We start from the raw sequence: 20,102 nt of genomic DNA, 5'->3' as shown, positions 1-20,102 counted from the left end.
CTGTGCGTCAGCCCGCCGGCCCGGCGCCGTGCCGCGTCACGCGGGGGTGCGGCGGAACATGCGGGTCGCGGTGATTTCGCCGTGGATGGCTTCCGGTTCCTGGGTGGGCTGGGGCAGGCCCGGGCGGAGGTGTTCCTCCACGCTGATGTACTTCAGGCCCGCCCTCAGGTCCGCGTCGTTGCGCAGGCGGATGACGAGGGGGAACTCCGCGAGGGCCGTGGTGTCGAAGAGGCCCGTGGTGTACAGGAGCTGGACGCCGAGGGCGTCGGAGACGGCGCGCTGGAGCTCCAGCAGGTACGTGGCGTTGGCGCGGCCGATCGGGTTGTCGAGGAACAGCGTGCCCGCGTGGCGGTGCTTGTCGCGGCCGCGGTCGTTGCTGCGCAGGGCCGCCATCGTGCAGTAGAGGGCGATGGCGGCGGTGAGCAGCTGGCCGCCGGAGAAGACGTCGCCCATCTGTCCGACGGGGACGCGTTCGGCGCGCAGGACGGCGTCCGGCTTGAGGATCTCCACCGCGATGCCCTTGGGTTCGAGCGCCGCCTGGACTCCGCGCAGGAGGAGGGACATGCCGTCGCGGCGGCCCTCGCCGAAGGCGGCGTTCTTCTTCACGGCCGTGCGGGTGGCCTCGTCGATGACCTCGCCGAGGCGTTCGGTGAGGGTGGCCTGGTCGGGTTCCTCGAAGCGGATGCGGAGGAACTCCTGGCCCGACCACTCCCCGAGGCCCTCGGGGAGCTGGGAGAGGCGCTGGGCGGAGCGGAGGGTGGCCAGGGCCGACTCCACGAGGCCGCGCAGCCGGTCGACGATGCTGTCGCGGTTGCGTTCCAGCTGGGCGAGCTCGTCGGTCAGGACGCGCAGGCGCGGCGCGAACGCGGCCGCCCAGGCGGCGGCGTGCTCCGGGAGGGCGGAGGCGGGCAGTTCGCGGATCTGCTGGCGGGCGGGGGTGCGCACCTGCTCGTAGCGGTTGGCGTTGGCGTGCCGGACGAGGACGTCGCTCGCCTCGCGCACGGCCGCCTCGGCGGCGGAGAGGTCGGCGGCGCAGGCGCGCAGGGAGCGGCGGGTGTCGGTGGCGGACTGGCGGGCCTCCTCCAGGGTGCCGCGGTGCGCCACCGGCTCCTGCTCGTCCTCGGGGTGGGTGTGGTCGCGCAGCAGGTCCCGCAGGAGGGCGGCGGTCTCCTCGAAGCCTCCGGCGCCGTCCTCGGCGGTGCGGTGGGCGCGCAGCAGGTCGGCGTGGGCGGCGCGGGCGCTCTCCACGGCGGCGGAGTGCGCGGCGAGCCGGGCGGTGGCGGTGCGCAGCAGGCCCTGGGCCTGTTCCACGTCGGCCGGGACCAGCTCCTCGGGCAGCTCGGTGTGCGCCTCGCCGTCGGCGGGGGCGTGCCGTTCGGCCTCGCCGCGCAGCCGGCCGAGCTGCTCGCTCGCGGCGGAGGCGCGGGACTCCAGCATCTGTACGAGGGCCTCGGCGCGGGCCGCGGCGGCCTGGCGGGAGGGGCCGTCGGCGCCGTCGGTGCCTTCGAGGAGCTGGGCGGCGCGGGTGCGGACCTTGTTGGTGAGCCGGTCGAGTTCGGCGAGGGCGGCGCTCTCGTCGCTCTCGGCGCGGGCCTGTTCGGCGCGCAGGTCGGCGCCGACGCCGACCTTCTCGTACACCTGGGAGGCGGTCCGGTAGGCCTCGCGGAGGTCGGGCAGGGGGGCGCGGGGGTCGTCGTCCTCGGGGAGCTGGTCGGGGGCTCCGGCGATCTCGGCGCGTTCGGCGCGCAGGGCGCGGGCGGTGCGGCGGGCGTCATCGGCGGCGCGCTGGGCGGCGCGGCGGTCCTCGTCGGCGGCGCGGGCCCGGTCCAGGCAGGCTTCGGCGCGGGCTTCGGACTCGGCGGCCTCGTCGGCGAGTTCGCGGACCCTGGCCTGCCAGCCGGAGCGCTCGCGCAGCCGGTGGGCGAGGCCGGCGAGGGCGTCGGCGGCCCGGCGGGCGCGCTGGGCGGTCTCCTGGCGCTCGTCGCGGACCCGGGCCGCGTCGGCGGCGGCCTCGTCCGCCTCGGCGCGTACGGTACGGGCCTCGCCGAGCTCGGCGTCGGCCTCCTCGGCGAACGCGCGGGCGGCGGCGGCCTGTGCGGCGAGCTCCGCGAGGCGGCCGGGCGGGCAGCCGGTGCGCCAGGAGGCGAGGCGGGCGGCGAGCTCGCGGTCGCCGGCGAGGCGGGCGGCGAGCTCGCGGATCTCGGTGTCGCGGGCGGTGGCGCGGGCGCGCAGGGCCTGGCGTTCCTCGTCGGCGGCGTGCTCGTCGTGCATGGCGGGGTTCGGCGCGACGATGAAGACGCCGGAGACCGCCGGATCGCCGTCGGCGGGGGGTGCCGGGGCCAGCAGGGCGGCGGCGGTGCCGACGGCGACGGTGGAACGGGGCAGCAGGGCGGCGCCGGAGAGGACCTCGCGGGCCCGGGTGTGGGTGTCGGGGTCGGTGATGATGACGCCGTCGACGAGTTCGGGGCGGGCGGCGAGGACGGCGGCGTGGTCGGCCGGCGCCACGGACTGGGCGAGGTAGCGCCAGCCGGGCAGGGCCGGGATGCCGTGTTCGCCGAGGTACTCGACGGTGGCGAGGACGTCGGGGCCGGGCGGGAGCAGGCCGCCGTCGCCGAGGGCGCCGAGGATGCGGGAGTCGTCGGCGGCGGCGGTGCGCAGCTCGAACAGCTGGCGTTCGGCCGAGCCGACGGTGTCGGCCAGGAGCTCGCGGAGGGTGTCGGCGTTGCGGTCGAGGTCCTCGGCGGTGAGCCGTCCGGCGGTCTCGGGGCGGCCGGGCGGCGTGGCGGATCCGCCGGGGCCACCGACGGCCTGCGCGGACGTGCCCTGCGCCCGGGCCTGCGCGGCTGCGCCGGAGCCGGGGACGCCGGCGCGGCCGTCGGCCGGGATTCCGGAGCCTGCGGGTGCGGTGGCGGATCCGGCGGACCGGCCCTCGCGCGGGTGCGGGAGGAAGGTCTCGGGGACCGCGGGGAGGCCGAGGAGCTCGGCGAGGCGCGGGGACGCGGCCAGGGAGGCGGCGGCGCGTTCCTCGGCGGCGTGGGCGGCCTCGGCCGCGTCGGCGGCGTCGGCGGCGCGGGCGGCGGTGAGTTCGGCGCGGGACTCGGCGCCGGCGGCCTCGCGGGCGGCTTCGGCGGCGGCGCGGGCGGCCTCGCGGGACTCGTCCCAGGCGGCCACGGCGGTCTTCTCGGCGTCGCTGGCGGCCAGCGCGGCGCGGGCCGGGTCGGCGTCGGGGGCGGTGTCGTCGAGCCAGCCGGCGCGGACGGCTTCGGCGGTCTCCTGCTCGACCTCGGCGAGGCGGGCCCGCAGGTGTTCGGCCTCGCTGCGGGCGCGCTGGGCGGCGGTGGCGGCGGACGTGGCGTCGCGGTGGGCGGTCTCGCCGACGGCCTGGAGCTCGGCGGAACGCTCCTCCTCCTCGTTGGCGGCCCGCTCGCCCTGTTCGGCGGCGGTGTGCAGGGCCCGTACGAGTGCGGCGGCGGCGGTGGCGCGGGCGGCGAGGGCCGGGGCGGCGTCCCGTTCGGCCTCGCGGATCGCGGCGGCGACGCGGGCGGAGCGGTCGGCGGCGGCGCGGTGGCGCAGGACGGTTTCGGCGGCCTGCCAGGCGGAGTGCAGGGTGCGGGCTTCTAGGAGTTCGCGGCGCTGGGCGGCGGCGGCCTTGTCGGCGACGGTCAGGGCCAGCGAGGCGTGCCGGTAGGCGAGTTCGGCGGAGACGGCGGCGCTGCGGGCGCGCTGCTCCTCGGCGGCGGTGACGGCGTGGCCGGCGCCGGTGACCTGCTGGGCGAGGTCGGCGGCGCGGCCGCGTTCCTCGGCGGCGCGGGCGGAGAGGCGGCGGGCGAGGGTGCGGGTGCGGCGTTCGGCGCCGGCGTGGACGTCGCGGAGCCGGGCGCGGGTCTCGGCGGCCTCCACGATGCGGGTGAGCAGGTCGACGGAGCCGGCGGTGAACTCGCGTTCGGCCATCAGCTCGGCGCGGCGGCCGAGCTTGTTGCCGAAGCCGTGGACCAGGTCGGCGAGGCCGTCGGTGTCACGGGTGTCGGTGACGGCGCGCAGCAGCAGGTCGGTGAAGTCGGAGTCCTTCTTGACCGCGAAGAGGCCGGCGGCCTCGCCCTCGTCGGCGTTCATCTCGCGCTGGTAGCGGAAGAGTTCGGGGTCGAGGCCGAGTTCGGTGAGGTGCTCGTTCCAGCGGTCGTGGATCTCCTCCCAGGACACCTCCAGGTGCGGGTATGCCTTGCCGGCTTCGGTGATCGCGTCGCGGAAGCCCTTCATGGTGCGGCGGCGGCCCTGGGCGCCGGAGGCGCCCTCGACGGGCGGGCGCACGGACGTGGCCTCGGCGACGGGGAGGCTGTCGAGGCTGAGGCCCGGGCCGGGGCGGAAGGAGTACCAGGCCTCGGCGAACTTGCGGGGGTCGTTGGAGACCTGGCGGCCGCGCCATTCGCTGACCTTGCCGACGACCACGCACTCGCCGGTCTGGGTGTGCTGCCACTCCAGGGCGACGTGGCCGCAGTCGTCGGCGAGGAGGAACTTGCGGAGCACGCCGGAGCTGGCGCCGCCGAGGGTGTTGCGGTGGCCGGGGAGCATCACCGAGAAGATCAGTTTGAGGAGGACGGACTTGCCGCCGCCGTTCTCCAGGAAGAGCACGCCGGCGGGTGCGGGGCGGCGGGGCGGGCCCGTGGGCTCGTCCTCGAAGAACTCCGCCTGGGCGGGCGCCGGGTGGGGTACCGGCTCGCCGACTCCGCGCAGGTCGAGCACGGTGTCGGCGTAGCGCGCGCCGGCGGGCCCGATGGAGTAGAGGCGGATCCGGGACAGCTCGTACATGGCGGCGGACTCTCGTTGCTTCTCGGTGTGTCTCGGTACGGGGGCGCGTGGGGCTCAGGCGTGGAACGGCAGGCCGGCGTCGGCGGCGAGTTCCAGGTCGTCGCCCTCGGGCGGCGGCAGGAGGGTGGCGGTGCCGTCGCTGACGGGCACCACGCCGAGTTCCAGGAGCTCGGCCATGGCCGCGCTGCCCGCCATGTCGCGGACCTGGAGCTGGTAGCGGGGGGTGGTGCGGTAGGTGCCGCCGGCGTCGTCTCCGGTGCGCTGGAGGAAGCCGGAGTCGGTGAGGAAGGCGGCGGCCTTGCCGACGATGCCGGTGGTGGAGCCGGCGAGGCGGCGGGCGTCCTTGGTGGCGCCGGTCGCGCTGCGGCGGGCGTAGACCCGCCAGGCGGCCTCCAGGCCGGGGGCGTCGGAGGCGGGGTCGGTGTTCTCGCCGAGTTCCTCGGCGCGCTCCTCCAGGCGGCGGCAGGTCTGCCGGACGAAGGCGTCGACGCCGTTGACGGTGATCCGGCCGATGTAGCCGTCGTCCGCGAGGTCCTCGGGGCGGGGGAAGGCGAGGGCGGCGACGGCGAGGTGGGCGAGGCCGTGGAGGAAGCGGTCGCCGCCGTCGGCGGCGGTGCGGCGGGCGTAGTCGCCCATGCGAACGGCGAAGACGGAGTCCTCGCCGGCGGCGACGGCCATGCCGGCGCGCGGGGACACCTCCAGGACGACGAGGCCGAGGCCGGTGGCGACGGCGTCGGCGAGCCGGCCGAAGCCGGGGTCCTCGCGGTAGCGGCGCAGCAGTTCGGCGTATTCGGCGTCGCGGGCGGGGAGCAGCTTGGGCTGGAGCCCGAACCCGACGAGGCGGGCCGCGTCGGCGGCGTCGGCCGGCGTCAGGGCGGGGGCCGGCGCGGGCGCGGGCGCGGCGGTGGCCGACGGACCGTCGGGCTCGCTCCACGCGGGGTGTTCGGCGTGGTGGTCGCTCACGGGTGGGTCTCCTCGGCGGTGCGGTGGGCCTGGCGGCGGGGGTGGTGGTGCGGGGCGGCGACGTCGGCCCGCCGGGCGGGGCGGCCCGGGGCGGGCGCTACGACGCCGTCGGATCGGCGCCCGGGCCGGCCCGGGCGGGCGGTCGGGGCGGGGTGGGTCATGAGGGCTCCGCCCGGTCCGCCGCCATGCCCGCCGCGTCCAGGAGGGCCGTGCCGACGATCAGGTCGGCGCCGCCGAACTCCGGGTCCTCCAGGGCCGTGCCGTCGTCCACCGCGAACAGCAGCCGCTCCTCGCCCTGCCGGTACGCCGTGCCCACCGCCGGGCTCGCCGCGTGGACGGCGAGCAGCGCCACCAGGTAGGGGAGGTCGGGGTCCTCGCGGCGGGCCTCCGCGAGGAGGCCGGACAGGCGGCGCGGGGCGTCGTGCGGGAGGTCGAGGAGGCGGGTGGCGGCCGCGAGCTGCTCCTCGCTGAAGCGGCTGTCGTCCGGGGTCGCGATGAGGTCGGGCTCCGGCATCTCGGCGCCGAGGTGCTCCCGCTCCACGGGCGGGGTCAGGAGGATCTCCACCAGGTCCGCGACGCGCACCGAGACGGGGGTGCGCAGCCCGGTGCCGGCGGCGAAGAAGGCGTCGGTGACCCGGGTGGCGTGCACCACGGGCAGCGGCATCAGCGGGGCGACGAGCTGCCCGTACAGGTCGATCCCGGAGCGCGCGGCGGGCGTGGCGAAGGCCTGGCGGTCCTGTTCGGCGCGGAAGAGCGGGCCGGCGTCGAGCAGCCGGGACTGGAGCTGGGTGTGCCGGCGGATGCAGTCCTTGACGATGTCGACGAGTTCGGCGGCGCGCCGCTTGTTCTCGGGGTCCTCGGCCTCGTCGCGCGCCTTGCGGATGTTGGTGAGGATGGCGTTCTCGTGCCGGTAGCGGTCGGCGACGTGGTCGAGGGCCTCGGCGATCATGTCCGGCACGGCCTGGAGCCAGTCGACCGCGCGGACGTTGCGCCGGGTGGCGTCGAGGGTGCGGCGCAGGGTCTCGGCGTACTGGACGGTGCGGTAGCGGGCCTGTTCGGCGGCGAGCTGGGCGTCGGCCAGCCGACCCCGGCTGATCAGGACCTCCAGCTTGACCTCGGCGGCGATCTGGGCGCTGGTGACGTCCGTGTCGAGGGCGCCGACCAGGACGTTGACGGCCTCGTCGGTGGTGCGCAGGTAGACGGCGCCGCCGTGGCCGGGGACCTCCTCGATCAGCTTGAAGTCGTAGTCCCGGCGGACGTAGACCCCGTCGGGCCCGAAGGTGCCGTAGATCGCGCGGAAGCCGCGGTCGACGCTGCCGACGTTGATCAGGTTCTCCAGCACCCAGCGGGCGACCCGCTCGTGCTCGGCGGCCGGCCGGTGGGGCGTCTGGGCGGCGACGCGGGGCAGCAGGCGGGCCACTATCTGCTCGTGGTCGGCGCCCGTGTCGAAGTCCATGTTGAGCGTGACCAGGTCGATCGCGGCCAGCGCGACCTCCGCCATCGCGTAGACCCCGTACTCGCCGGCCAGGTTGGCCTTGCGTACGTCGAGGTCGTGCAGCGGGGCGGTGCAGGCGAGGGCGCGCAGCCGCCGGGCGAGGCCCTCGTCGGCGGCCGGGCCCGGCGCCGGGGACGGGAGGGTTTTCGCCGGGGCAGGGAGAGTCACGTCGAAAAGATTAGGCGGTGTCACGGACAACATCCCAAACGGCATGGTTCGGCCGGATCGTCCCCGGCTCCGCGGAAGGCCGCGGAAGGGCTCTGCGGCATGCGGCGCGTGCGCTGTTCTACGCTCGCCGCATGGCTTCCATGATCACACCCCCAGCGGCCGCGATCGACCTCAACGCCGACCTCGGCGAGGGCTTCGGGCGGTGGACGCTCACGGACGACGAGGCGCTTCTGTCGGTGGTCACCAGCGCGAACGTGGCCTGCGGCTTCCACGCCGGCGACCCGTCGATCATGCGCCGGGTGTGCGAGCTGGCCGCCGCGCGCGGCGTACGGATCGGCGCGCAGGTCTCGTACCGGGACCTCGCGGGGTTCGGGCGGCGCGCGATGGACGTGCCGGCGGCGGAGCTGGCCGCCGAGGTGGCGTACCAGATCGGGGCGCTGGAGGTGTTCGCGCGGGCGGCCGGGTCGAGGGTGTCGTACGTGAAACCGCACGGCGCGTTGTACAACCGCACGGTGCACGACGCGGAGCAGGCCGGCGCGGTGGTCGACGGGGTCCGGCTGGCCGGCGGGGAGGCCGGGCTGCCGGTGCTGGGCCTGCCGGGGTCGCTGCTGCTGGCGGCGGCGCAGGAGGCGGGGCTGGAGCCCGTACCGGAGGCGTTCGCCGACCGGGCCTACACCCCCGGGGGCACGCTGGTGCCGCGCGGGACGCCGGGGGCGGTGCTGCACGACCCGGACGCGGTGGTCGCGCGGGCCGTACGGATGGCGGCGGAGGGGGAGGTCACGGCCTCGGACGGGTCTCCGGTACGGGTCCGCGCGCGCTCGCTGTGCCTGCACGGGGACACCCCGGGGGCCGCCGGGCTCGCGCTGCGGGTCCGGGAGGCGCTGGGGGCGGCGGGCGTGCGGGTGGAGGCCTTCGCGTGAGGGCGAGGGCCCTGGTGGTGGGCCGGGAGGCGCTGCTGCTGGAGGTGGACTCGGCCGCGGAGGCGGCGGCGCTCCACGCCGAGCTGCTGCGCCGGCGGGACTCGGGCGAGCTGGGCCCCGTACGGGAGGTGGTCCCGGCGGCGCGGACGGTGCTGCTGGACGGGGTCCGGGAGCCGGGGGCGCTGGCGGCGCGGATCGCCCGCTGGGAGGTGCCGCCGCTCGCGGAGACGGAGGGAGCGCTGGTCACCGTGCCGGTGCGGTACGACGGGCCGGACCTGGCGGAGGTGGCCGGGGCGTGGGGGGTGGCCGAGCGGGAGGTGGCCGGGCTGGTCGGGGGGATCGAGTTCCGGGTGGCGTTCTGCGGGTTCGCCCCCGGCTTCGGGTATCTGACGGGGCTGCCGGAGCGGCTGTGGCTCCCGAGGCGGGCCACGCCCCGTACGGCGGTCCCGGCGGGGTCGCTGGCGCTGGCCGGGGAGTACGCGGGGGTCTACCCCCGCTCCTCCCCCGGCGGCTGGCAGCTGATCGGCTCCACCGACGCGGTGCTGTGGGCCCCGGCACGGGAGCCGGCGTCGCTGCTCGCACCGGGGATGCGGGTGCGGTTCGAGGAGGCGGGCCGGAGCGGGAGCCCGGGCGGGGTGCCGGGCGTGGGGGTGGGGGTGTGAGCGGGGTGCTGGTGGTGCGGGCGGGGGCGCTGAGCAGCGTGCAGGACCTGGGGCGGCCCGGGTACGCGCACCTGGGTGTGCCCCGGTCGGGTGCGTTGGACACCGCCGCGCACGCGCTGGCCAACCGCCTCGTCGGCAACCCGGCGGGGGCCGCCACCGTGGAGACCACCCTGGACGGGGTGCGGCTGCGCGCCCTGGCCCCGGTGACGGTGGCGGTGACGGGCGCGCCGTGCCCGGTACGGGTCTCGGGGCGCCCGGCGGCGTGGGGCGCGCCGGTGTGGCTGCCGGCGGGGGCGGAGCTGGACGTGGGGCGGGCCTCGGCGGGGCTGCGGAGCTACGTCGCGGTGCGGGGCGGGTTCGCCGTGCCGGTGGTGCTGGGGAGCCGCTCGACGGACCTGCTGTCGGGGCTGGGGCCGCCGGTCCTGGCGGACGGGACGGTGCTGGAGGTCGGGGCGGCGGGTCCGGCTCCGGTGGCCGGGGCGGACGCCCTGCGGGTGGCCGGGCCGCCGGTGGCGGAGCTGGTGCTGCCGCTGCGGCTGGGGCCGCGGGCGGACTGGTTCACCGGGGCCTCGGTGGCGGCGCTGCTGTCGGCGGAGTACCGGGTGTCGCCGGCGTCGAACCGGATCGGGCTGCGGACGGAGGGCGGGCCGGCGCTGGAGCGGGCGCGGGGCGGGGAGCTGCCGAGCGAGGGGATGGTGCTGGGGGCGGTGCAGGTGCCGCCGGACGGGCTGCCGGTGGTGTTCCTGGCGGACCATCCCGTGACCGGGGGGTACCCGGTGGTCGGGGTCGTCGCCCCGGGCCCCGCCCTCGACGCCGCCGCGCAGGCCCGGCCGGGGGTGGCGGTGCGGTTCGTACGCACGTGAGCCGGCGGGCCGGCGGCCGTCCGCCGCGCCGACCCCCGGTCGGCGGCCGCCGCGTGGGGCCGACCCCGCCCCGGAGAGACCGCTACGCGGGCCAGGCCCGGGCCCGGTGGAACCCCTGCGCGCGGCCCGTCCCGGCCAGTGGGGCGGTCGCTGCGCGGGGCTGGGTCCCCTACCCGCCCTTCCACCGTTCCCCGGGCTCCGCCCGGACCCGTTCCGTGCGCTGCGCGCCCGGTGCGCTCAAACGCCGCGCGGGCTGGAATGGCCGCGCAGCGGCGAAAGTCAGCCGCGTCGGCGTTTGAGGCGCAGAGGGCCTGGGCGGCGGGAGCGCTGCGCGGGGCAGGCCTCCGCCCCGACCCCGTGCCGGGCGGGGTGGGATGGACGCGCGGCCGCAGGGTGCGGCCGCGTCGGTGTTTGAGGCGCGGGGCACCCGGGGGCCGGGCGGTGGGAGGTGGGGGCTACACCGCCGACTCGGGGGCGATGCGGCTGCGGACCGCCGACTGGACGTCCTCCTCCTCCGCCGGGTCCGCCGCCAGGCGGCGCAGGCGGGGGGCGACGCGGGCGTCGGCCGTTTCGGCGTGGCGGGCCGCTACCTCGCGGGTGGTCTCCTCGCAGTCCCAGAGGCACTCGACCGCGAAGCCCGCCGCGAAGGTGGGGTCCGTGCTGGCCAGGGCGCGGGCGGCGCGGCCGCGCAGGTGGGAGGAGGCCGTCTCGCGGTAGATGTGCCGCAGCACCGGCGCCGCGCAGCCGATCGCGAGGCGGCCCGCGCCGTCCACGAGGGTGAACAGGCGGGACGAGTCGGGGCCGGAGCCCCGGACGGTCGAGCGGAGGGCGCCCAGCACCAGCCCGGTGTCGTCGGCGCCGCCGCGGGCCGCCAGGAGGGCCGCGGCGGCCGCTCCGAGGGCGTCGGGGCGGTGGACCCACAGCCGGGCCCGCTCCACCGCCGCGGGGCCGCACATGCGCTCGTAGGCGGCCACGGCGGGTTCGTCGCCGGCGGCTTCGATGAGGTCGAGGACGGCCGGGTTCTCCGGTTCCGCGAGGACCAGGTGGTGCAGGGCGGTGGCCCGGGCGGCTTCGCCCGAGGCTCCGGCGGCGGCCGCGAGGATGGCGGAGCGGTCCTCGGGGCCGGCCACGGCGGCGAGGCAGCGCGCGGCGGGCACGTGCAGCGGGGTGCCGCGGCGCAGCCCGTCGGCGGCCCAGTCGAAGACGGCCTGGACGCCCCAGCCGGGCCGGGGACCACTGGGGGTCATCTGGCGCTGCCAGCGGTCGAAGGAGCCCTGCTGGCGGGCGGCGCGCAGACGTTGCCCGTACTGCGGCAGCTCCTCCCACAGGCTCCACGGCCGGGGCTCGTAGGCGTCGCGGACGGCGGCGGCCAGCCGCGCCTCGCCCTCGGCGGTGTCCGGGAACCCGGCCAGGACGGACGGGGCGAGGGAGCGCAGCCCCTCGTCGTCGTCGCGCAGGGCGAGCTCGTCGAGGGCCCAGGCCCAGTTGGCCCCGGAGGCGGCGTAGCGGCGCAGCAGCATGAGCGCGTCGTCGCGGCCGTACGAGGCCAGGTGGCCGAGGACGGACAGGGCGAGACCGGTGCGGTGGTCCTCCTCGTCGACGAGGTTGTCGACGCCGAAGAGGTGGGCCTCGATGGCGCCGAGGGGGCCGTCGAGGTCCAGGTACAGGCGTGCGTAGTACAGCGACCGGTTCTCGACCTGCCAGTCCTGCCGCGGGTCACGGGTCACGCACTGGTCGAGGGCCGCGAGGGCCTCGGTCCGGGGCGCCGCGAGGGCGTGCAGCGTGCCGTCGCCGCGGCCCCGCTGGAGGAGGCCGAGCAGGGTACCGCTCGGCGCTATGACTGGTTCGAACATGGGAATGGCCTCAAATCAAGCTGGGGACGCAACCGGGAATCGGGATTCACAGGGCCGCGTAACAGCATGTGAGGACGTCCGCCGTCATGTTCCGCTCGATGTAGACCATTGCCTTCTCACTCTCGTCGGTGCTCCGCGGCCGTGCCGGCCGGTGCGGCAGGGGGGGTGGGACACCCGTCGTGTCCAGCCCGGTCCTGCCCGTCCGTCATGTCCGCGAATCGAATCCGACGCCATGATGACCCAGGCGGTTTGTGCGCCGCGACCACATTTAAAGGCGTCGTGACCAAGCCGTGAGGTCGTGGACCCGTCCCGGCCCCGGTCGGGCGGCCGAAAAAGCGGACTACTTGGCTCCGAAGAGTTCCAGCAGGTCCGCCTTGTGGAACATGCGGGCCGTGTCGACCGCGGAGGGGGTTCCGGCGTGGGGGTCGGCCCCGCCTGCGAGCAGGGCGCGGATGACGGCCTCCTCGCCCTTGAAGACGGCGCCGGCGAGCGGGGTCTGGCCGCGGTCGTTGGCGCGGTCGGCCTCGGCGCCGCGGGCGAGCAGGGCGGTGACGGCGCCGGCGTGGCCGTGGTAGGCGGCGAGCATGACGAGGGTGTCGCCGCGGTCGTTGGTGAGGTTGGCGGGGACGCCGGCGTCGAGGTAGGCGGCCAGCGTCTCCGTCTCACCCTGACGGGCGAGGTCGAAGATCTTGGTGGCCAGTTCGATGACGTCCTCGTCGGGTGCGTCCTGGTGCTCGCTCATCGGTCGTTCCGCCTTTCACTCTTCCCAAGTCGTACGGGGCAGGAGTCTGCCCAGGCCGGGCGGGCAGGGGGGTGCCCGGCGCTGCGTCCGTACGGGTGAATCGCCAGGGTAGCGCCCGGTCAGGGACATGAGGGGGCCCACCCGAGGCAAGGATGTCCCCTGGCCGGGGCACCCGACACTCCCATGGGCCGACGCGCCAGCCGGGAGGGTCCGGTCAAGTGAAAATCCCGAAGATTCACCCGTATGCACCTTTTGTCGCATTGATACTTCCTGTGAGCCTGGAACAACTGATGGTGACCTTTCCGACCGTTCCGGCTACCAGGAGGACTCCCATGGTCCTGTCGATCTCAGGCGTCGTGCTGCTCGGCATCATCTGCTTCCTGTTCTTCAAGAAGGACGGGATGAAGCTGACGCACGCCGTCGTCTGCGCGCTCTTCGGCTTCTTCCTCGCCGGCTCCGCCATCGCCCCGAGCATCACCGCGAGCACGGCGAGCCTGGCGAGCCTGCTCGGCGGGATCAAGCTCTAGACCGCCCGCCCCACCCACCAGGAGACGACCGTGGCCCGGCGCCCAATCCCCCGCATCCTCACCAGTGGCAGCACCTCGCTCGCCCGGGGCCGCGACCTCGCCCGAACGGCGGCCGACAACGCCACGGACGTCCTCCATCCGCTGCTGGTCATCGGCCGCGGACTGCGCGTCCTGGCCTCCGCCGGCCGCCGCAAATGGAGCGCGACCCCCAAGGACAAGCGGGGCCCCGCCCTGTTCCTGGGGGCCGCCTGCGTCCTGGTGGTCGCGCTCGTCCCGTACGGGCCCGTCACCGCGCTGATCGCGCTCATGGCGGCGGCCGGCTGGCACGGGCGCGACCGCAACCCCGTGAAGACCGGGCCCAGCGACGCCGAGACCGACCGGCTGCGCTCCCTCTACGAGGCCCTCGTGCCCTACTTCTCCGCCCCCGAGGACCCGAGCCCGCTCTTCACCCACGGCGGCGGCTTCGACGACGCCTTCAGCGACCACGCCTTCGACGCCGAGGGCCGCATCACCCGGCTCCGGATCCGCTACCCCGCGTACTTCACCGACGGGGAGGCGGCCTCGCGGGCCCGGATCGAGGCCGTGCTGCACGCCAAGTCCGGGCGCGGCCGGGAGTACCTCTTCGTCTGGGACGAGGAGGCCAACCGGCTCGACCTGAGCGTCCTGGAGCCGCTGCCCACCGGGATCGCCGCCCAGCCGTTCGTGACCTCCCCCGGCGAGTACGTCCTCGGCTTCACCGACCCCGAGGGCGTCCGGCGCACCCTGCCGGTCCTGGAGGGCGACGAGCCGCGGGACGTGCCGCCCGTGATGTGGCGGACCGGCCCCGGCTCCACCGAACCGCACCTGCTGGCCGTGGGCCGGCCCGGCGGCGGGACCACCACCCTGCTGCGCTCCCTCGCCCTCCAGGCCCTGCGCCAGGGCGGCGACGTGATGATCGTCGAGGGTGGCGGCAGCAACGAGTACGCCTGCCTGGCCGGCCGCGCCGGGGTCCTCGCCGTCGAGTGCGGGCCGACGGGGGCCCTGGCCACCGTCGAGTGGGCCGCCCACGAGACCGAACGGCGCCTGATCGCCACGCACCGGGCCCGCGAGGCCGGCCGGCCCGCGCCCGAGGACACGCGGCGGCCGCTGTGGATCCTGCTGGACCGGCCCAGCGTCCTCGCGCACCTCGCCACCGCCGAGGGCCGCCCGGACCCCCTCGCCCAGCTCCAGGTGCCCCTGCGGCACGGCCGCGCCGCGCACGTCACGGTGGTGGTCGCCGAGCACTTCGACCACCTGGAACTGATCGGCGACGCCGTCTGGCAGCACACCCGGGCCCGGGTCGTCCTCGGGCCCGCCCCCGCCCAGCAGCTCACCGACGTCCTCGGGCTGCCCCCGCACACCACGCCGGCCCCACAGCTCCCGCCCGGCCGCGGCTACGCCCGCCTCGGCACCGGGCCGGTCCTGCGGCTCCAGGTGCCGGCCACACCCGACCCGTACGACGACGCCACGCACCCCGCGCACCGCCACGCGGTCCTGGAGCTGCTGCCCGAGCGGCAGACCGCCGCCCAGGGCGGCGGCGAGGCCCCGGCGGCCCCCGCCGGACCACTCAAGGACCAGCCCCCGGCGCAGGCCGGCGCCCTGGACGCCGAGGCGCTCCCGGAGGTCCCGGCCGAGGCGCCCTAGATGTATTGACCCGGGCCGCGCGAGGGCCCGTACGCCGCCCCGCGAGCCGGACGACCAGACGGGTCAGGCCACGAACGTGCGCGGCGGTTCCGCCCCGCCGCCCGCCCCCGTGCCGACCAGGCGGGCCGCCGCCGCCAGCCGCGCCGCGGCCTCCTCGGCCAGCGGGCCGCCCACCGTGAACGGCAGCCGGACGTAGCCCTCGAAGGCCCCGTCCACCCCGAACCGGGGGCCCGAGGGGACGCGGACGCCGACCCGCTCCCCCACCTCGGCCAGCCGCGAACCGGACAGCCCGCCGGCCCGGGCCCACAGGGTGAGCCCGCCGGCCGGCACCTCGAACTCCCAGTCGGGCAGCTGCCGGCGCACCGCCGCGACCAGCGCGTCCCGGTTCTCCCGGGCCTGGGTCCGGCGCATCCCGACCGCCTCCTCCCAGCCCCCGGTCCGCATCAGCCAGTTCACCGCGAGCTGCTCCAGCACCGGGGTGCCGAGGTCGGCGTAGGCGCGGGCCGCGACCAGGCTGCGGATGACGTCGGGGGCAGCGCGGACCCAGCCGATCCGCATGCCCGCCCAGAAGGCCTTGCTGGCGGAGCCCACGGTGATCACCGTGGAGCCGGCCGGGTCGAAGGAGCAGACGGGGCGCGGCATGGCCGGTTCGGGGTCCAGCCGGAGCTCGGCCATGGTCTCGTCGGCGATCAGCACGGTGCCGGCGGAGCGGGCGGCCTCGACCATGGCCCGGCGCTGCTCCTCGGAGGCCAGGGCGCCGGTCGGGTTGTGGAAGTCGGCCACCACGTACGCCAGGCGCGGGGCCGAGTCGCGCAGCACCTGCCGCCAGACGTCCATGTCCCAGCCGCTGAGCCCGTCGCCCATGGCCACGGGTACGAGACGGACCCCGGCGGCGCGCATCAGCTGGAGGATATTGGCGTAGGAGGGGGATTCGACGGCGATCCGTTCGCCGCGGCCGGCGAAGAGGCTGCAGATCGCGTCTATGGCGCCCATGGCCCCGGTGGTCACCATGATCTGCTCGGGCATGGTCGGGATGCCGCGCTCGGTGTAGCGGTCGGCGAGCATCCGGCGCAGCGCGGGCAGGCCGGCCGGGTAGTCGCCGTGCGTGTGGGCGTACGGCGGGAGCTCCTCCAGGGCGCCCTGGACGGCCTTGGTGAGCCAGGGCTCGGGGGCCGGGAGGGCGGCGCAGCCCAGGTCGATCATGGAGCCGAGGGACTCCGGCGGCAGCGGTTCCAGGCCCCGGGCCGGGAGCGGGTTCCCGGCCGGCACGGAGGTCCAGCTGCCGGCGCCCCGGCGGGATTCGAGGAAGCCCTCGCCGCGCAGGGCCTCGTAGGCGGCGGCGACGGTGGTGCGGCTGAGGGAGAGGGCGACGGCCAGTTCGCGCTCGGCGGGCAGCCGGGCCCCGACGGGGACGCGGCCCTCCAGGACGAGCAGCCGGATGCCGTCGGCGAGGGTGCGGTACGCGGGGGCCTTGCGGGCGCCGGGCACGGGCGGCCGCTCCTGCTGGGAGCCGATCAGCCGGGCGAGCTGTGCGGTGCCGACCGCTGAGGTCCACTGAGCCATGGCGTCCGGTCCACCTTCGTCGGATTGGCCTCGGCGGGCGAGGACCGGGGCCGGGATTGGATTGGTTCCGCGGGCCCCAGGGTGTCATGGGGCGGTCCACCCGGGCCAGGTGGGGGGGACGGGCCGTCCGGCGGGAGCGGCCCGCGGGCGGGGGGCGTTCACCGGCCGTCCACGTCGCCACTCCCGCCCCGCGGGAGCCGGCGTGCATACTGCGCCCGTGACTGACGTACGCCGACCCCATCCCTATCTGGACCACCCGGCCCCGATCCCCTTCGCCCACCGGGGCGGGGCCGCGGACGGGCTGGAGAACACCGCCGCCGCCTTCCGCCGGGCGGCCGCGGCGGGCTACCGGTACTTCGAGACCGATGTGCACGCGACGGCCGACGGGAAGCTGGTGGCCTTCCACGACGCCACCCTGGACCGGGTCACCGATGCCTCGGGCCGGATCCGGGAGCTGTCGTGGAGCCGAGTGCGCGAGGCGCGGGTGGCGGGCACCGAGCCGCTGCCGCTCTTCGAGGAGCTGCTGGAGGAGTTCCCGGACGCCCGGTGGAACGTGGACGTGAAGGACGAGTCGGCCCTGCACCCGCTGGTGAACCTGATCGCCCGGGCCGGGGCGTGGGACCGGGTGTGCGTGGGCTCGTTCTCGGAGAGCCGGGTGGCCCGGGCCCAGAAGGTCGCCGGTCCCCGGCTGGCGACCTCGTACGGGGTGCGGGGCGTGCTGGGGCTGCGGCTGCGGTCGTGGGCGATCCCGGCGGCGCTGCGGGCGGGCGCGGTGGCGGCGCAGGTGCCGGAGACCCAGGCGGGCGTCCGGGTGGTCGACCGGCGCTTCGTACGGACCGCGCACGAGCGGGGACTCCAGGTGCACGTCTGGACCGTGAACGAACCGGAACGTATGGAGGCTCTCCTCGACCTGGGTGTCGATGGCATCATGACCGACCGGATCGACATCTTGCGCACGGTGCTGGACCGGCGCGGCGCCTGGGCCTGACGGTCCGGAGGGGGCCGCGCCCGGGGCGGCGGCCGGCGTCCTACGGGGAACGGCGAGGGGGCGCTCATGACCGAGCGTACGGACAACGAAGCGGAATCCGGTGCGGCGGACGGCGGAGCGGCCGCCGACGGTGCCGCCGCGCGCAAGCGCGAACAGCACGGCTGGTACTTCTACGACTTCGCGTGCTCGGTCTACTCGACGAGCGTGCTCACGGTGTTCCTCGGGCCGTACCTGACGGCGGTGGCGAAGGCCGCGGCCGACGCCGAGGGCTACGTCCACCCGCTGGGCATACCGGTGCGGGCCGGGTCGTTCTTCGCGTACACGGTGTCCCTGTCGGTGATCCTGGCGGTGCTGGTCATGCCGCTGGCCGGCGCGGCGGCGGACCGGACCGGCCGCAAGAAGCCGCTGCTGGCGGCGGCCGCCTACACCGGGGCGGCGGCGACGACCGGAATGTTCTTCCTGGACGGGCACCGCTACCTGCTGGGCGGGTTCCTGCTGGTCGTCGCGAACGCCTCACTGGCGGTCTCGATGGTGCTCTACAACGCCTTCCTGCCGCAGATCTCCACCCCGGACGAGCGGGACACGGTCTCCTCCCGGGGGTGGGCCTTCGGCTACACCTCGGGCGCGTTCGTGCTCGTGCTGAACCTGGTGCTCTTCCAGGGCCACGCGTCCTTCGGGCTCTCCGAGGGCACGGCGGTGCGGATCTGCCTGGCCTCGGCGGGCCTGTGGTGGGGGGCCTTCGCGGTCATCCCGCTGCGCCGGCTGCGCGACCGGGCGGTGGTCCGGGAGGCGGGCGCGGCGCCGGCGGTCAGCGGCTGGCGGCAGCTGGTGGCCACGTTGAAGGACATGCGGCGCTATCCGCTGACGCTGTCGTTCCTGCTGGCCTACCTGGTCTACAACGACGGCGTGCAGACCGTGATCTCCCAGGCCTCGGTCTACGGCTCGGAGGAGCTGGAGCTGGAGCAGTCCACGCTGATCGTGGCCGTGCTGCTGGTGCAGGTCCTGGCGGTGGTCGGGGCGCTGGCGATGGGCCGGCTGGCGGTGGTGTACGGGGCGAAGCGGACGATCCTCGGTTCGCTGGCCGCGTGGGGGCTGACGCTGGGGGCCGGGTACTTCCTCCCGGCGAGGACCCCGGTGTGGTTCTTCGCGCTGGCGGCGATGATCGGGCTGGTGCTGGGCGGCAGCCAGGCGCTGTCGCGGTCGCTGTTCTCGCACCTGGTGCCGGCGGGCAAGGAGGCCGAGTACTTCTCGGCGTACGAGATGAGCGATCGCGGGCTGAGCTGGGTGGGACCGCTGGTCTTCGGGCTGACGTACCAGGTCACGGGCAGCTACCGGGACGCGATCATCTCGCTGGTGGTCTTCTTCGCACTGGGTTTCGCACTGCTCGCGCGAGTGCCGGTGCGGCGCGCGGTGGAGGCGGCGGGCAATCCTGTTCCGGTGCGTGTCTGAGCCGGGATCCGTCCGGACTCGTGAACGAGTTCCGAACGAATTTCGACGTTCAGGCGATCGGCCGGTAGTGTACGCCTTTGGCCTGCCAGGCGGACCGTTACTGCGCGTTGATGGAGTACAGACGTTGGGTGACATCTGCTGCCAGATGTGACAAAACGGGCACTGGTGGGTACAACAAGGGGCGGCACGACGGGCGACGCATTGACCCGGAGCGGGAATCTATACCGCCGACCGGACGTTGACCGGATGACGACGACAGCGACACCTGTCCTGTGGGCGACAAGCCCGGGAGGCACGATTCATGAGTGAGCGAGCTCTCCGCGGTACGCGGCTCGTGGTTACCAGCTACGAGACGGACCGCGGCATCGATCTGGCCCCGCGCCAGGCGGTGGAGTACGCATGCCAGAACGGACATCGATTTGAGATGCCGTTCTCGGTTGAGGCAGAGATTCCGCCGGAGTGGGAGTGCAAGGCGTGCGGCGCCATGGCACTCCTGGTGGACGGGGACGGGCCCGAAGAGAAGAAGGGCAAGCCTGCGCGAACGCACTGGGACATGCTCATGGAGCGACGCACCCGCGAGGAGCTGGAGGAGGTGCTGGCCGAACGGCTGGCCGTCCTTCGCTCCGGCGCCATGAACATCGCCGTGCATCCGCGGGACAGCCGCAAGTCCGCCTGACCGCGGGCGCAGAGCACAAGCCGAGGGGCCCCGCCACTGATGTGGCGGGGCCCCTCGGCTTGTGTCGTCTCGGCTTGTGTCGTCCCGGTTCGCCGTCCGGCTCCCGGTTCGCCGTCCGGCTATGGCGCCAGCGGCGGACGGTGGCCGGCGTCCCCGTGCGGTCCGCCCGCCGGGGAGCCGTCCTCGCGGATCACCTCGCCCTGGACCACCTTGCCGTCGGGGAAGTGGATCCGGGCCTGCGTGTAGGCGTCGCCGAAGCCCCCCTGGGTGCCGGATCCCATCTTCCGCTCCAGCGTGCGCCCGGCCCGGCGGGCGACGAAGTCCCGGACCGGCGGCAGCAGCAGGAGCAGGCCGGCGACGTCGGAGAGCAGCCCCGGCAGGATCAGCAGGAGCCCGGCCAGCATGGTCATGCCGTTCCCGGAGCCCTTGCCGGGCGGGGGCGCCGTCGGCGTCGCGCCGGCCGCGGCCTGCTCCTGCGCCTGCTGGAAGGTCCGCGCCAGGTTGCCGAAGGCCCGCCGCCCCGCGCGCTTGATGACCACCACGCCCAGCACCAGTCCGCCCGCGAGCAGCGCGGCGACGGTGAACCCGCCGGCCGCGCCGGCGACCAGGCCGAGCAGCCAGATCTCCAGGATCACCCAGGCGGCTACCGCCAGCGGGAGGAACGTACGGGCGGGCGAGCGCCGCCGGGGGGCCGTCGATGTGCCGGTCCTCAAAGAACCAGTGCCGGTACTCATACCACCCAGTGTGCCCGGCCCGGGGTAAAAG

General features: G+C 75.9%; 16 protein-coding genes. 8 read left to right on the top strand and 8 right to left on the bottom strand.

The features are described 5' to 3' along the window. Positions 1–36 precede the first annotated feature (36 nt). From ACZ5NJ_RS28415 to ACZ5NJ_RS28400, 4 genes are read right to left on the bottom strand one after another with little or no spacing between them, the layout of a single operon-like run. Positions 37–4,806 carry a hypothetical protein gene (locus ACZ5NJ_RS28415; RefSeq protein WP_468768368.1) on the bottom strand — a complete coding sequence of 1,590 codons (4,770 nt, stop codon included), beginning with the start codon at positions 4,804–4,806 and terminating at the stop codon, positions 37–39. 54 nt (positions 4,807–4,860) lie between these two features. Beyond that, positions 4,861–5,769, bottom strand: a complete 909-nt coding sequence (locus tag ACZ5NJ_RS28410) for a hypothetical protein (protein WP_468768367.1) — start codon at positions 5,767–5,769, stop codon at positions 4,861–4,863. Then, entirely contained in the window at positions 5,766–5,930 is a 165-nt protein-coding gene (locus tag ACZ5NJ_RS28405; protein ID WP_468768365.1) for a hypothetical protein, read from the bottom strand. The genes ACZ5NJ_RS28410 and ACZ5NJ_RS28405 overlap by 4 nt, the downstream gene beginning before the upstream one ends. Then, entirely contained in the window at positions 5,927–7,477 is a 1,551-nt protein-coding gene (locus ACZ5NJ_RS28400; protein WP_468768363.1) for a hypothetical protein, read from the bottom strand. Before ACZ5NJ_RS28400 ends, ACZ5NJ_RS28405 begins: the two co-directional genes overlap by 4 nt. Positions 7,478–7,563: 86 nt before the next feature. On the opposite strand from ACZ5NJ_RS28400, the gene ACZ5NJ_RS28395 reads away from it, so the two are divergent. From ACZ5NJ_RS28395 to ACZ5NJ_RS28385, 3 genes are read left to right on the top strand one after another with little or no spacing between them, the layout of a single operon-like run. Beyond that, positions 7,564–8,352, top strand: a complete 789-nt coding sequence (locus tag ACZ5NJ_RS28395; protein ID WP_468768361.1) for a LamB/YcsF family protein — start codon at positions 7,564–7,566, stop codon at positions 8,350–8,352. Then, positions 8,349–9,014 (top strand): 5-oxoprolinase subunit B family protein, encoded by a 666-nt coding sequence (locus ACZ5NJ_RS28390; protein WP_468768359.1) that lies wholly within the window; start codon positions 8,349–8,351, stop codon positions 9,012–9,014. Before ACZ5NJ_RS28395 ends, ACZ5NJ_RS28390 begins: the two co-directional genes overlap by 4 nt. Next, the gene (locus ACZ5NJ_RS28385) at positions 9,011–9,877 is read left to right on the top strand and encodes a 5-oxoprolinase subunit C family protein (protein WP_468768357.1); all 867 of its coding nucleotides are present in this window, start codon (positions 9,011–9,013) and stop codon (positions 9,875–9,877) included. The genes ACZ5NJ_RS28390 and ACZ5NJ_RS28385 overlap by 4 nt, the downstream gene beginning before the upstream one ends. Before the next feature lie 455 nt (positions 9,878–10,332). On the opposite strand, the gene ACZ5NJ_RS28380 is transcribed toward ACZ5NJ_RS28385, so the two are convergent. Beyond that, on the bottom strand, positions 10,333–11,730 hold the full coding sequence (locus ACZ5NJ_RS28380; protein WP_468768356.1) for a HEAT repeat domain-containing protein: 1,398 nt from the start codon (positions 11,728–11,730) through the stop codon (positions 10,333–10,335). Positions 11,731–12,070: 340 nt separating this feature from the next. Then, the gene (locus tag ACZ5NJ_RS28375; protein WP_468768355.1) at positions 12,071–12,472 is read right to left on the bottom strand and encodes an ankyrin repeat domain-containing protein; all 402 of its coding nucleotides are present in this window, start codon (positions 12,470–12,472) and stop codon (positions 12,071–12,073) included. Between the two features lie 332 nt (positions 12,473–12,804). On the opposite strand from ACZ5NJ_RS28375, the gene ACZ5NJ_RS28370 reads away from it, so the two are divergent. After that, positions 12,805–12,999, top strand: a complete 195-nt coding sequence (locus ACZ5NJ_RS28370; protein WP_344159715.1) for a hypothetical protein — start codon at positions 12,805–12,807, stop codon at positions 12,997–12,999. A gap of 30 nt (positions 13,000–13,029) precedes the next feature. Continuing rightward, entirely contained in the window at positions 13,030–14,661 is a 1,632-nt protein-coding gene (locus ACZ5NJ_RS28365; protein WP_468768353.1) for a hypothetical protein, read from the top strand. Positions 14,662–14,724: 63 nt separating this feature from the next. Here ACZ5NJ_RS28365 and ACZ5NJ_RS28360 read toward each other — a convergent pair whose 3' ends face one another. Then, positions 14,725–16,224 (bottom strand): SCO1417 family PLP biosynthesis transcription factor, encoded by a 1,500-nt coding sequence (locus tag ACZ5NJ_RS28360; RefSeq protein ID WP_468768352.1) that lies wholly within the window; start codon positions 16,222–16,224, stop codon positions 14,725–14,727. Between the two features lie 217 nt (positions 16,225–16,441). Here ACZ5NJ_RS28360 and ACZ5NJ_RS28355 point away from each other — a divergent pair, with 217 nt between their 5' ends. The 3 genes from ACZ5NJ_RS28355 (at position 16,442) to ACZ5NJ_RS28345 (ending at position 19,337) form a co-directional block, all read left to right on the top strand. After that, positions 16,442–17,212, top strand: a complete 771-nt coding sequence (locus tag ACZ5NJ_RS28355; protein ID WP_468768350.1) for a glycerophosphodiester phosphodiesterase family protein — start codon at positions 16,442–16,444, stop codon at positions 17,210–17,212. 66 nt (positions 17,213–17,278) lie between these two features. Continuing rightward, positions 17,279–18,661, top strand: coding sequence for an MFS transporter (locus tag ACZ5NJ_RS28350; protein WP_468768348.1), 1,383 nt, complete (start codon positions 17,279–17,281; stop codon positions 18,659–18,661). A gap of 301 nt (positions 18,662–18,962) precedes the next feature. Continuing rightward, a complete protein-coding gene (locus tag ACZ5NJ_RS28345) occupies positions 18,963–19,337 on the top strand; it encodes an RNA polymerase-binding protein RbpA (protein ID WP_007262928.1) in 375 nt (124 codons plus the stop codon). Positions 19,338–19,456: 119 nt separating this feature from the next. On the opposite strand, the gene fxsA is transcribed toward ACZ5NJ_RS28345, so the two are convergent. Beyond that, positions 19,457–20,050: an FxsA family membrane protein gene (fxsA, locus tag ACZ5NJ_RS28340; RefSeq protein ID WP_468768394.1), complete on the bottom strand. Its 594-nt coding sequence runs from the start codon at positions 20,048–20,050 to the stop codon at positions 19,457–19,459. Between the last annotated feature and the right edge of the window lie 52 nt (positions 20,051–20,102).

Source organism: Streptomyces sp. NPDC032091 (assembly GCF_055580265.1).
Note: the sequence above shows the minus strand (reverse complement) of the source record. Positions and strands in the feature narration are given on the sequence as shown.